This window comes from Ottowia sp. SB7-C50 (assembly GCF_033110285.1).
Taxonomy (GTDB): domain Bacteria; phylum Pseudomonadota; class Gammaproteobacteria; order Burkholderiales; family Burkholderiaceae_C; genus Ottowia.
Genome location: NZ_CP136995.1, coordinates 3,252,496 through 3,264,629 on the forward strand (window position 1 = coordinate 3,252,496; position 12,134 = coordinate 3,264,629).

At 70.3% G+C, this 12,134-nt stretch carries 10 protein-coding genes; 4 read left to right on the forward strand and 6 right to left on the reverse strand.

All coding sequences use genetic code 11. The annotated features are described in order from the left end of the window. Window positions 1–2: 2 nt before the first annotated feature. The 3 genes from tgt to R0D99_RS15550 all read left to right on the forward strand — a co-directional run bounded on the left by tgt (window position 3) and on the right by R0D99_RS15550 (window position 4,588). A complete protein-coding gene (tgt, locus tag R0D99_RS15540) occupies window positions 3–1,175 on the forward strand; it encodes a tRNA guanosine(34) transglycosylase Tgt (RefSeq protein ID WP_317749085.1) in 1,173 nt (390 codons plus the stop codon). A gap of 391 nt (window positions 1,176–1,566) precedes the next feature. Further along, a complete protein-coding gene (locus R0D99_RS15545) occupies window positions 1,567–3,027 on the forward strand; it encodes a D-alanyl-D-alanine carboxypeptidase/D-alanyl-D-alanine-endopeptidase (protein WP_317751137.1) in 1,461 nt (486 codons plus the stop codon). Between the two features lie 85 nt (window positions 3,028–3,112). Then, a complete protein-coding gene (locus R0D99_RS15550; protein ID WP_317749086.1) occupies window positions 3,113–4,588 on the forward strand; it encodes a mechanosensitive ion channel family protein in 1,476 nt (491 codons plus the stop codon). A 144-nt stretch (window positions 4,589–4,732) separates the two neighbouring features. On the opposite strand, the gene R0D99_RS15555 is transcribed toward R0D99_RS15550, so the two are convergent. The 3 genes from R0D99_RS15555 to R0D99_RS15565 all read right to left on the reverse strand — a co-directional run bounded on the left by R0D99_RS15555 (window position 4,733) and on the right by R0D99_RS15565 (window position 7,258). Beyond that, window positions 4,733–5,770 (reverse strand): serine endopeptidase, encoded by a 1,038-nt coding sequence (locus tag R0D99_RS15555; RefSeq protein WP_317749087.1) that lies wholly within the window; start codon window positions 5,768–5,770, stop codon window positions 4,733–4,735. 78 nt (window positions 5,771–5,848) lie between these two features. Next, window positions 5,849–6,670 (reverse strand): DUF2145 domain-containing protein, encoded by an 822-nt coding sequence (locus R0D99_RS15560; RefSeq protein ID WP_317749088.1) that lies wholly within the window; start codon window positions 6,668–6,670, stop codon window positions 5,849–5,851. A gap of 129 nt (window positions 6,671–6,799) precedes the next feature. Beyond that, window positions 6,800–7,258 carry a hypothetical protein gene (locus tag R0D99_RS15565; protein WP_317749089.1) on the reverse strand — a complete coding sequence of 153 codons (459 nt, stop codon included), beginning with the start codon at window positions 7,256–7,258 and terminating at the stop codon, window positions 6,800–6,802. Between the two features lie 195 nt (window positions 7,259–7,453). On the opposite strand from R0D99_RS15565, the gene R0D99_RS15570 reads away from it, so the two are divergent. After that, window positions 7,454–8,590 carry an MBL fold metallo-hydrolase gene (locus R0D99_RS15570; protein WP_317749090.1) on the forward strand — a complete coding sequence of 379 codons (1,137 nt, stop codon included), beginning with the start codon at window positions 7,454–7,456 and terminating at the stop codon, window positions 8,588–8,590. A gap of 95 nt (window positions 8,591–8,685) precedes the next feature. On the opposite strand, the gene R0D99_RS15575 is transcribed toward R0D99_RS15570, so the two are convergent. The 3 genes from R0D99_RS15575 to R0D99_RS15585 all read right to left on the reverse strand — a co-directional run bounded on the left by R0D99_RS15575 (window position 8,686) and on the right by R0D99_RS15585 (window position 11,880). Then, entirely contained in the window at window positions 8,686–8,973 is a 288-nt protein-coding gene (locus R0D99_RS15575) for a DUF2218 domain-containing protein (protein WP_317749091.1), read from the reverse strand. 66 nt (window positions 8,974–9,039) lie between these two features. Then, window positions 9,040–9,861 carry a class III extradiol ring-cleavage dioxygenase gene (locus R0D99_RS15580; protein WP_317749092.1) on the reverse strand — a complete coding sequence of 274 codons (822 nt, stop codon included), beginning with the start codon at window positions 9,859–9,861 and terminating at the stop codon, window positions 9,040–9,042. A gap of 90 nt (window positions 9,862–9,951) precedes the next feature. Beyond that, on the reverse strand, window positions 9,952–11,880 hold the full coding sequence (locus R0D99_RS15585; protein WP_317751139.1) for an MFS transporter: 1,929 nt from the start codon (window positions 11,878–11,880) through the stop codon (window positions 9,952–9,954). Between the last annotated feature and the right edge of the window lie 254 nt (window positions 11,881–12,134).

Here is a 12,134-nt window from a genome sequence, read left to right on the forward strand (position 1 = left end):
CCATGCTCCGCTTCGACCTGCTGGGCACCGACCCCGCCAGCCACGCGCGGCGCGGGCGGCTCACGCTCAACCACGGCGTGGTCGAAACGCCGATCTTCATGCCCGTGGGCACCTACGGCACCGTCAAGGGCGTGATGCCGCGCAGCCTGCACGAAATGGGCGCGCAGATCATCCTGGGCAACACCTTCCATCTGTGGATGCGGCCCGGGCTGGACGTGGTGCAGCAGTTCAGCGGCCTGCACGCGTTTGAGCAATGGCACAAGCCGATCCTGACCGACTCGGGCGGCTTCCAGGTCTGGTCATTGGGCGAGATGCGCAAGATCAGCGAGGAAGGTGTGAAGTTCGCCAGCCCCGTCAACGGCGACAAGCTGTTTCTCACGCCCGAGATCAGCATGCAGATCCAGACCACGCTGAACAGCGACATCGTCATGCAGTTTGACGAATGCACGCCGTACGAAACCAAGGGCCACATCACCACCGAACGCGAAGCGCGCGCGTCGATGGAACTGAGCCTGCGCTGGGCCAAACGCTGCCAGGCCGAGTTTGCGCGGCTGGAGAACCCCAACGCGCTGTTCGGCATCGTGCAGGGCGGCATGTTTGAGCACCTGCGCGATGAATCGCTGCAGCAGCTGGTCGAGATGGACTTCCCCGGCTACGCCGTGGGCGGCGTGAGCGTGGGCGAGCCCAAGGAAGACATGCTGCGCATCACCGCGCATACACCGCACCGCCTGCCCGCGCACAAGCCGCGCTACCTGATGGGCGTCGGCACGCCCGAAGACCTGGTCTACGGCGTACAGCAGGGCGTCGACATGTTCGACTGCGTGATGCCCACGCGCAACGCGCGCAACGGCCACTACTTCACGCGCTTTGGCGACCTGAAGATCCGCAACGCGCGCCACAAGACCGACCCGCGCCCCATCGACGAAACCTGCACCTGCTACGCCTGCGCCGGCAGCTCGGGCGTGTCGTATGCCGATGGCGGGCGCGAGGGCTTCAGCCGCGCCTATCTGCACCACCTGGAACGCTGCGGCGAAATGCTGGCGCCCATGCTGGCCACGGTGCACAACCTGCATTACTACCTGCGGCTGATGCAGGAGGTGCGCGACGCGCTCGACGCTGGCCGGCTGGCCGACTTCGCCCAGCGCTTCGCCGCCGACCGCGCACGCGGCGTGTAGCGCGCCGGCCGGCGGCGTGTCTGCCTGACCGGCGCCTGGCGCGTTGATCGGTTGCAAGCAAAATAAGCCCCCCGCGCTTGTGCTGAAAGCGCCACCAGCTATAAATTCATGAGCATCCTGCCGCCCCTTCGCGCCTCGCTGGCCCTGTCGGCCGCGCTGTCGTGCGCCGCGTGGGCGCAGACGCCCGCGCCCGCCGCGGGCGAGCGCTCCATCGCGCCGCCCCCTGCGACGACGGCCACGCCCACCAACGCCCCCCGCACTTGCGTCCACGACACCCACGACCAGCGCGGCGCCGCCCGCCGCCCCGCCGCGCCCCGACGCCACCGAAGTCTGGGCCGCGTTCCAGAAAGCCGGTGTCAAGGATGCGGAAGTCGCCCTGCTGGCGCAGCCGCTGGCGCCCGGCGCGCCGCTGCTGCTGTCGCACAACGAGAAGCTGGCTTTCACGCTGGCCTCCACCACCAAGGTCATCACCACCCTGGCCAGCCTGCAGACGCTGCCCACCAGCTTTCGCTGGCGCACCCGCGCGTGGCTGACCGGCGCGCCGGCCGACGGCAAGCTGGCGGGCGACCTGGTGCTGGTCGGCGGCGGCGACGCCACGCTCGACAGCCAGCGCCTCACCGACTGGTTCAAGCGCCTGCACAAGCAAGGGCTGACGCAGGTGCAGGGCCACATCGTGCTGGACCAGAGCCTGTTCCGACTGATCGAGAAAGACCACGCCAACACCCCCGTGCCCGAAGCCGGCAACCCGCACCACGCCCTGCCCGACGCCTTCGTGCTGGACGACAGCCGCTTTCGCGTGACCTTGCGCGCGGGCGAAGGCGGCGCGCTGGCCGCCACGTTCGATCCGCCGCTCGGCGGGGTCGAGGTGGTCAACCAGACCAGCGGCAGCCGCGCGTGCACGGCGCAGGCGCGCTTCGAGCCGGCGCCGGCGGCCGACGCGGCGCGCCCGCCCGCCAAAGCCGCCCCGGCCCCTGCGGTGGTGCCGGTCGTCGCCTCGGCGCCGGCCAGCGCGGCCGACCCCGAAGCCGCCGCGTCGGCGCCCGCCGCCGCCGCCCGCGCGCCGGCCGCGCCGCCCGTCGCCCCGGTGGGGCGCGTGGTGGTCAGCGGCCAGTGGTCGCCGCGCTGCACCGCCGCGTTGACGATGGAAGCCGCACCCGGCCGCGCGCTGACGGCGGCGCTGGTGGCCGGCGCGTGGGCCGCGTCGGGCGGCCAGCTGGACGGCCGCGTGCTGCACCGCGACGGCGCCACGCCCACCGTGCGCGGCGCCCGGCGCGCCCGCACGCCCGCCAGTCCCTACCCCGGCAAGCCCTGGGCCACGCTGGATTCGCCGCCGCTGCCCGAGCTGGTGCGCGCCATCAACAAGGACAGCAACAACCTGATGGCGCGCAACCTGCTGCTGTCGATGGCGCCCGGCTTTTCGCCCACCACGTCGACGCTGCAGCTGGCCAAACAGCGCCTGGGCGCCTGGTTCAAGAAGCTGGGCCTGGCGCAGGACGCGCCCAATGTCGACAACGGCTCGGGCCTGGCGCACAGCGAACGCGGCAGCGTGCTGAGCATGGTGCAGCTGCTGCAGGCGGCGTGGAACGACCCCAAGACGCAGAAGATCTTCGTGGCCTCGCTGCCCGTGGCCGGCGCCGACGGCACGCTGGCCGGGCGCTTCAAGGGGTCGCCCGCGCAGCGCAACGCCTTCCTCAAGACCGGCACGCTGACTGGCGTGCGCTCGCTGGCGGGCTACGTGCGCGCGCGCTCGGGCCGCATGGTGGCGGTGGCCGTGGTGGTCAACAGCGAGCGCGCCACCGCTGGCGTGCCAGCGCTGGACGGCTTCATCGAGTGGGTCTGGAAGAACGGCTGAAGCCGCTCAGCCGTCGATGCGCCCCAAGCGCCGCCCCGGCTTGCGGCATGATCGCGCGATGCGATCGACCGCGCCCCGCTTTCTGATGCCCCTCGCCCGCCACGCCCTGGCCGCACGGCTGTGGCTGGGCCTGCTGCTGGCCTGCGTCATCGGCGCGGCGCCCGCGCAGGCGCAGGACGGCGTCACCGAACTGCTGGCCACGCTGAAGGCCCGCGCCAGCGCGCCGGCCTCGGCCGCATCGGACGCCGGCACGCCGCCGGCCGACCCCAGGCTGGTGCAGCGCGCCACGCGCGAAACGCAGAAGGACGACGAGCGCATCCTGGCCGACATCACGGCGCGGCTGTCGCGCAACCGCGCCTTCGCCCACGTGCGCGCCGCCGTGCAGGCCGGCGTGGCCGAACTCGACGGCCACGTGGCCGACAACGATGCGCGCCAGCTGGCGACCAAGGTGGTCAGCGCCATCGACGGCGTGGTGGCGGTCGAGAACCAGCTGACGCTGAAGACCGACTTCGGCGCCCGCCTGGGCGAGACCGCCAACATCGCCAAGGAACGCGCGCTGCGTACCCTGGCCCTGGTGCCCCTGCTGCTGATGGCCGCCGCAGTGGTATGGCTGGCCAATCTGCTGGGCCGCTGGCTGGCCAACCACCTGCACATCGTGCGGCTGGACAGCCGCAACCCCTACCTGGGCACGCTGGTGCGCCGCGCCATCCGCACCGGCTTCGTGCTGGCCGGGCTGCTGGTGGCGCTCGATCTGCTGGAAGCCACGGCCCTGGTCACCGCCGTGCTCGGCTCGGCCGGCGTGGTCGGCATCGTGCTGGGCTTTGCCTTTCGCGACATGGCCGAGAACTACCTGTCCGGCATCATGCTCAGCCTGCGCCGGCCGTTCGAGCCGGGCGACCACGTTCGCGTCGATTCGTTCGAAGGCAAGGTGGTGTCGCTGTCCACCCGCAACACGGTGCTGATGACGCTGGACGGCAACGAGCTGCGCCTGCCCAACGCCACGGTGTTCAAGGCGGTGCTGCTCAACTTCACGCACAACCCCAACCGTCGCCTCGCGTTCCAGCTGGGCGTCGGCTACGGCGAAGACCTGCGCCGCGCGCAGGACCTGGGCGTGACCACCATGGCCGCCATGCAGGGCGTGCTGGCCGACCCCGGCCCCAGCGCGTCGATCGACCGCGTGGGCGACTCGGCCGTCACCATCAACTACTACGCCTGGGTCGACCAGCGCCAGACCGATTTCGTCAAGGCGCGCAGCGAGGCGATCCGCCTGGTCAAGACCGCGCTGGAAGACGCCGGCATGGACCTGCCCGAGCCGATCTACCGCGTGCAGCTGACGGCGCCCGAAGGCGGCGCGCCCACCGACACGGCCGCCCTGCCGGCGGCGCCGGCCCCTGCGCTGGCGCCACCGCCCGCCGCGCCCGCGCCGGTCGACCCGCAGGCGCTGGCCCGCACCCAGGCCGACGTGTCGCCCAACACCGAACTGGACGCCCAGATCGCCCAGGAGCGCGCCCGCAACGCCGCGCGCGACATGCTGCAGTCGCCCGGCAGCAAGCCGGACTGAGTTTGGGGTCGAATCGCGCGCCAGCGCTTTGCAGGATTGCGGTGGATGCTATCAATTTTGAGAGTCTGACAAGACGGCGACCATGCGGTATTCACCCCTTCCCCCACTGGGGGAAGGAAAAACCGCCACCCGAAGCCGCTCTCGCTACGCCCCTGCCCCCGCCCCGCACGCATGGCAATAGCGCGCAAACGCGTTCTTGCGCGTGCTGCAGTGGCCGCAGCGGTCGAACAGGCCGATGCCGCAGTGCGGGCAGAAGTCGATCTCGGGGTTTTTCAGGTCCACGGTGCGCTCGCAGCCCGGGCACACGCCCTTGGCCATGCGCGCCAGCGCGGTGTCGTAGCCCAGCTCGGCGCGGCGCTGCACGTCGGGCTGCGCCTCGACGGCGCGCTGGCGTTCCAGATAATTCTGCAGCGCCACGATGGCCCAGCGCCCGACCAGCAGCGTCAGCACGATGCCGACGATATAGCGGACGTAGCCGCCATAACTGGGCAGATACGGCACCAGCTCGACGAAGAAGGCAAACAGCGCGAAGAAAATGAAGCCCCACACGAACGGCCACCAGCGGCTTTGCCGGTGGCGCCTGAAGAGCCAGCCCGCCACGCCCAGCAACGGCAGCGTCAGCGCCAGGCGGTAGCCGAACACGCGCAGTTCCTGCGCGCGCAGCGCCTGCGTGTAGGCGCCTTGCGCGGCCTGCCCCAGGTCGGCCAGCTGGCGGCGCGCGCGCTCGGCCGATTGCTGCGCGTCCAGCAGCGCCTGCTGCTGGCGCTCGACCTCGGCGCGGGCGCTGCGTTCGCGCGCCTGCACGTCGTCCAGCGCCTTGGTGCGGGCAATGACTTCCGGGTCCTGCTCGGCGCGCTCGGTGGCGCGGCGGGTGGCGATCCAGTTGGCGAAGCCCTGGCGCTGCGTGGCCACGTCGGACTGCGCCACCTGCAGCTTCAGGCGCGCCTGCTCCAGCGCGTCACCCACCTCGCGCGCGCGGCGTTCGCCGGCGGTCACGGTGGCGCGCGCGGCCTCGGCCACGCCCGGCGGCATGAAGTCGTCCAGCGTGCGCACCGCCTCCACCTTGGGCAAGTCGCCCACGATGGTGCTGCCCAGGCCGATCAGAAAGCCCGCGAACACGATGGCGACCAGCCACAGGCCGCGCTGAAACCATTTCTCGGACCACCGAAGTGCCTTGCTCATGACTTGCCTTTCCTCTCGAAAACTATGATTTTCATAGCTGCCTGCGCTTGTCTGTCAAGCGCAGGCAGCCATTTTCGTTCATGGCGCAGAGACTTCGACGCGCTGTACGCCACCGGCCGCCGGCAGGCGCGCCAGCCAGTCCAGCACCGAATCGGCCGTCACCGTCTCGATGCGGTCGGCAAAGCGCTGGGCGTTGGGGTGGTCGTCAAACGCGATGTTGCCCGCCGTCATGCGCCCGCCCAGCCGGGTGAGCGCGCCGATGCGCAGCGTGGCGGGGCGATAGTCCTTCAGCCTGAGCCAGGCCTGCGCCTGCTCGCGCCGCTGCACTTGCGGCTCGGCCGCCAGCGCCAGTGTTTCGATGGCCCACTGGTTGCTTTGCTGGTAGCGCGTGCCCCAGGCGTAGCTGACCATGCTGTAGCGGCGCTGGTGCAGCACCGGCACGCGACGGTTGTCCTGCAGCAATTTCCATAGCGCGTCCTGCAGGTCAGGCGCGGGCGGCACCCACGCCGCTTCATGGCGCCACAGGTCGTCCAGAAAGAATTCGCCCAGACCCTGGCGCGTGATGATCGACTGGTCGGCGCCGCATTCATTCAGCTTGTGCACCACGCGCCACGGGCCTTGCGCCGTCTTGTAGGCCCAGCCGACGTGCGAGAAGTGCTGTCCGTACCGGGTCAGGTCCTGCCCGGCGCGCGCCAGCAGCACCACGCGCGTGCCGTGCCGCTGGTGTTCGGCGTCCAGCGTGTCAGCGGTGCGCTGGGCCAGATCCAGCCCGCGCGCGATGGCCTGCGGCGTGGGCGGGGCGGCGTCGCAGCGTTGGCCGGCATTGGCGGCCCCAGCGCAAGCCAGAAGCGCGCCAGCAGCTATCAATAGTGTAGTGAATGTCAGTCTCGAGTGATTCATCGTGATTCTCTTTGGCGCAGCCCATCGGCCGCGGAGCAGGCCATTCCAGCGAACGCCGTGGAGCGGGCTTGGCCCGGCCACTGGCGTTGTCCCCCTTCAGGGGGAAGGCGCGAAGCGACTCAGGGGGTGTCACAAGATCCTTTCGTTGTGGAGCAGCGCGCGGCCCACGGCGTTGGGGACGAAGCACAGCACCTCGCCCGCCACCGACAGGATGACGCCGCTGGCGATCACCGTGGACACGACGCTCGCGCCCGCGCCAAGAGCGACGCCGCGCGCCGCCGCCGCGCCCAGTTCCACGCTGGCCACGGCGCCGTCGCTCACGCGCTCCAGCACGAAGACGGTGCCGCGCGCCGACACTTCGACCGCCTTCACCGTCAGCACCGCGCCGCTCACCAGCAGCGCCGCCGGCACGGCCACCACGCTGCTCGCCGTCGCCCCCGCCACCGACGCGGTGCCGACGACCGAGGCCACCGGCAGCATCGACAGGCCGATGGACGCTTCACTCTGCGCCCGCGCCCCGGTGGCGGCAAACAGCGCGCTGGCGCACAGCACGGCGGCGGTGGCGCGGCGGATGAAACATGTTGGCATGGTGGCTGCGCAGGACGGGTTGAACATGCAGCGCAGTGTGGCCAGCACCAGCCAGGCAAGCACAGAATTCGCGGCAGAGACGCGCAGATCGGCCCCTGCGGTATCAAACAGCGCTACTTTCCGCCGCAGGTGCGCGCCGCCGGCCGGGGTGGCGCGTCATACTGGCGGCCCTTCCTTTTCCACACATGGGCCACCATGCATTCCTTCGGAGCCACGGCCACCGGCGCACGCCTGGAGCGCATGCGCGCTTCCCCGCGCTGGGACGGCGCCGGTTTTCGCAACCTGTACCCGGTGCTGCCCGGCCTGCGCGACGCCAACGTGCCCATGCCGCGCATGACGCAGATGCTGCGCGCCGGCCCCGGCGAACAGCCCGCCGCGCCGCTGCCCGCGCACGACCCGCGCGGCGCCTGGGCGCGCCGGCCCGACACCGGCCTGCGCGCCACCTGGCTCGGCCATTCGACGGTGCTGATCGAGATCGACGGTGCGCGCGTGCTGACCGACCCGGTGTGGGGCACGCGCGCCTCGCCCTTCCGGCTGATGGGGCCGCGCCGCTTTCAACCCGTGCCGGTGCGCCTGCAGGACATGCCGCTGGTCGACGCGGTGCTGATCTCGCACGACCACTACGATCACCTGGACTACCCCACCATCCGGGCGCTGGCCAAGGGCAGCGCCGTGCCCTTCATCACGTCGCTGGGCGTGGGCGCGCACCTGCAGGCCTGGGGCGTGGCGCCCGAGCGCATCACCGAACTGGACTGGTGGGAATCGGCCGCCGTGCCGGGCACGGGCGTGCGCGTGACGGCCGCGCCGTCACAGCATTTTTCGGGCCGCAGCCTGAAGGTGCGCAACCCGACGCTGTGGTCGTCGCTGGTGATCGAAGGCGACCGCCACCGCGTGTTCTTCAGCGGCGACACCGGGTTGACCGGCGAATACGCCGACATCGCGGCGCGCCTGGGCCCGTTCGACCTGACGATGCTGGAAATCGGCGCCTTCTACCCGGCCTGGGGCGACATGCACCTGGGCCCGCGCAACGCGCTCAAGGCGCAGGCCCTGCTGGGCAGCGGCGCGCTGCTGCCGGTGCACTGGGGCACCTTCCGCCTGGCGCCACAGCCGTGGGACGAGCCGATCGAAACCCTGGTGCGCGAAGCCCGCCCCGCCGGCGTGCCGCTGGTGTTGCCGCCACTGGGTGAAGCGGTGGAGCCGACACAGCAGCGCCCCTGGTCGCCGTGGTGGCGCGGCACGGCGCGCGCGCCCGAGCCGTCCGACCGACCGATCCCCGACGAAGAATCAACCGCACCCGAGCGGCTGCGCGGCACGGCCTGGCCGCTGGATTGATCGCGCGCAGACTTCAAGTGATTCGGCCGCCAGCGCTTTGTGGATCGGCGCCAGCAGCTATTGAAACTGCAGCAGAAGAACTCCGTTCCCGCCCATCACGGCGCCGTACGCTGCCAGTCCCAGGTGTAGGTTTCGCCGCGCGCCATGCGCTGCGCGTGTTCGGCCACGACCTGCTCGAAGCGGGCCATGTCGGCGTCGGGCACGCCCTCCAGCCGCGCGGTGAGCTGTCCCGGGCCGGCCGTGAGCAGGCACAGGCCCATCGGCAATTCGATGCGGCCCTGCGTGTCGTCATGGCTCACCGGAAACTTGTGGCCCCAGTGCTTGCACAGCCGCAGGATGATGCGAGCCGGCTCGACGGTGGTGATGGTGGCGGTGGAAATCATGGCTGTAACTCCTGATTTGATAGCTACTGACGCTTGATGTACAAGCGCCAGCGGCCATTTTGATGACTAGTCGAAGCGGAACGCCGAAATGTCCACCGCCATCACGCGGTCGGTGAACACCTTGGCGCCGCGGCTGTCGCCCGCCGCGCCGGCCACCACGTGCAGCGGCAGCAGGTGTTCTTCGGCGCGCGGCGGGTGACTCAGGCGCCCGGCCGGGCCGCTGGCGGCGGCCCAGTCGGCCAGGCGCGCGTTGCGCTCGGCGGCGGGCAGCGCCACGGTGTCGGCCAGCCAGCGGTCGAATTCGGCCGACACGGGCGTCGAGCGCGGGTCGCCGTAGCCGCGCATGTTGTGGTAGCTCATGCCGCTGCCGACGATCAGCACGCCTTCGTCGCGCAGCGGCGCCAGCGCGCGGCCCAGCGCCACGTGGTCGGCGGCGTCCAGGCTTTGCAGCAGCGACAGTTGCACCACGGGCACGTCGGCGTCGGGGAAGGCGACTTTCAGCGGAATGAACACGCCGTGGTCCCAGCCGCGCGCCGCATCCTGCGCCACGGGCAGGCCGGCGGCGGTCAACAGCTGCTGCACCCGCGCCGCGACGTCGGGCGCGCCGGGCGCGGGGTAGGTCAGCTCATACGTGTGGGGCGGAAAGCCGCCGTAGTCGTAGATCAGCCCGGGCCGCTCGGTGGCGCCCACGGTGGCCTGCGGCGCCAGCCAATGGCCCGAGATGAGCAGGATGGCCTTTGGCGTGGCCGGCAGGCTGGCCGGGATGCTGCGCAGGTAGGCGGCGGTCTGGTCCCAGGCGTCGGCCGGGTTCCAGTCCATGAAGAAGCAGGGGCCGGCGCCGTGGGGGATGAAGAGCGTGGGTTGGCGGGGGGTGGTGTTCGTGGTCATGATGACTGTCAGTTTGCGCCATCGCCGCACGATCACAAGCACCCCGTATTCACGACGTCATTCAAAAATGTTGAACGAATGGCGGCGCAGTCAGCCTGGCGCCTGCAGCAATGCCCCCACGCGCTGGTGCAGCTGCTCCGGTGTCACCTGCGGCGCCGGCAGCGCGTGACCCACGTTCAGCCCGACCCGGTTGAACACGCCGCGCCGGAAGGGGCGCACCATGGCGCCGTCTTTTTCAATGCGGCTGAAGTACGAGCCCCACAGGTTGGTCAGCGCCATGGGCAGCACGGGCACCTGCAGGCCGTCGGCGTGCGCCTGCGCCAGGATCTTCATGATGCCGCCCTTGAACGGCTGCAGCTGGCCGTCGCGGGTGATGCCGCCTTCGGGGAAGATGCCCAGCAGGTCGCCCTCGCGCAGCACCTGGGCGGCTTCGTCAAAGGCGCGCTGGTAGGCCGCCGGGTCTTCTTGTTGCGGGGCGATGGGAATGGCCTTGGCCAGCCTGAACACCCAGCCCAGCAGCGGCACGCGGAAGATGCGGTGGTCCATGACGAAGCGGATCGGGCGCGGGCTGGCCGCCATCAGCAGCACGGCGTCGACAAAGCTGACGTGGTTGGCCACCAGCACGGCCGGCCCGGCGGTGGGGATGCGATCGTCGCCCGTGACCCGATAGCGGTACACCAGGCGCGACAGCACCCAGGCCACGAAGCGCAGCAGGTATTCGGGCACCAGCATGAAGATGTAGAACGCCACCACCGCGTTGGCCAGGCCGACGATGAGGAACATCTGCGGAATGCTGAAGCCGGCCTGCAGCAGCGCGGCGGCCACGCCGGCGCTGGCGATCATGAACAGCGCGTTGAGGATGTTGTTGGCGGCGATGATGCGCGCGCGGTGCGTGGGCGCGCAGCGCAGCTGGATCAGCGCGTACATGGGCACGCTGTACAGCCCGGCAAACAGCGCCAGCAGCGCCAGGTCGGCCATCACGCGCCAGTGCGCGGGCTGCGCCACAAAGCTGCCCACGGTGTGGCCGGCGTGCGGCGGCAGCCCGCGCGAGGCGAAGTACAGGTCGACCGCGAACACCGTCATGCCGATGGCGCCCAGCGGCACCAGGCCGATCTCGACGTGACGGCGCGACAGCTTTTCGCACAGCAGCGATCCAATACCGATGCCGACCGAAAACACCACCAGCAGCAGCGAAGCCACGTGCTCGTCGCCGTGCAGCACTTCCTTGGCAAAGGCCGGAAAGTTGCTGAGAAACACCGCGCCAAAAAACCACATCCACGAGATGCCCAACATGGAGCGGAACACCACGATGTTGCCGTGCGCCAGCCGCAGGTTGCGCCAGGTTTCGCTGACCGGGTTCCAGTTGATGGCCAGGTCCGGGTCGGTGGCAGGCGCGCGCGGCACAAACTGCACCACCACCCGCCCGAGCAGCGCCAGCGCTACACAAGCGATAGCTACCGACGCATGCCCCACCTGCGGAATCGCCACCAGCAGCCCACCCACCACGTTGCCCAGCAGGATGGCGACGAAGGTGCCCATCTCGACCATGCCGTTGCCGCCGGTCAGTTCGCGCTCATCCAGCACCTGCGGCAGGTAGGCAAACTTCACCGGCCCGAACAGCGTGGAATGCAGGCCCATCAGGAACACGCAGGCCAGCAGCACCGGCACGCTGGCGACCATGAAGGCCCAGGCCGCCAGCGCCATGATGCCGATCTCCAGGTTCTTGACCAGCCGCATCATGGCCGTCTTCTCGTACTTGTCGGTCAGCTGCCCGCTGGTGGCCGAAAACAGCAGGAAGGGCAGGATGAACAACGCCCCGATGACGATGCCCGCCATGGACGGCGGTAGCCAGCTCACGCTGAGCTGGTAGGTCACCATCACGGTGAAGGCGAACTTGAACAGGTTGTCGTTGGCCGCACCGGCAAACTGCGTCCAGAAGAACGGCGCGAAGCGGCGCTGCCGCAGCAGCGCAAACTGATCGGGCTCGCCGTGCGCGGGCGCGGCGCTGCCGGGCGTCAGCGCGTGGGGGGGGTCGGGCTCATGAAGGAAAACTCCTGATGCTGGCCTGCGGATTGTGCGAGCAGCGCGGCGGACGGGGGTGTTGGTGTGGCGGGCATGGCGTGCGGGGTGGTTCGGCTGTTACCCGGCAGTTTGCGCAGGGCCGGTGCCGATCCGGCGCATCAATGCATCCATGCCGCCTGGATTGCACTTCAAGTATCTTTTTTTGATACCAAAATGGCGCCGCGGCCCGGCCACTGTCGATTTCCGCACGA

What these genes read in the sequence shown, in the direction of transcription:
- tgt (WP_317749085.1), top strand. Translation starts at nt 3, where the DNA reads ATGCTCCGCTTCGACCTGCTGGGCACCGACCCCGCCAGCCACGCGCGG.
- R0D99_RS15550 (WP_317749086.1), top strand. Translation starts at nt 3,113, where the DNA reads ATGCCCCTCGCCCGCCACGCCCTGGCCGCACGGCTGTGGCTGGGCCTG.
- R0D99_RS15555 (WP_317749087.1), bottom strand. Translation starts at nt 5,770, where the DNA reads ATGAGCAAGGCACTTCGGTGGTCCGAGAAATGGTTTCAGCGCGGCCTG.
- R0D99_RS15560 (WP_317749088.1), bottom strand. Translation starts at nt 6,670, where the DNA reads ATGAATCACTCGAGACTGACATTCACTACACTATTGATAGCTGCTGGC.
- R0D99_RS15565 (WP_317749089.1), bottom strand. Translation starts at nt 7,258, where the DNA reads ATGCCAACATGTTTCATCCGCCGCGCCACCGCCGCCGTGCTGTGCGCC.
- R0D99_RS15570 (WP_317749090.1), top strand. Translation starts at nt 7,454, where the DNA reads ATGCATTCCTTCGGAGCCACGGCCACCGGCGCACGCCTGGAGCGCATG.
- R0D99_RS15575 (WP_317749091.1), bottom strand. Translation starts at nt 8,973, where the DNA reads ATGATTTCCACCGCCACCATCACCACCGTCGAGCCGGCTCGCATCATC.
- R0D99_RS15580 (WP_317749092.1), bottom strand. Translation starts at nt 9,861, where the DNA reads ATGACCACGAACACCACCCCCCGCCAACCCACGCTCTTCATCCCCCAC.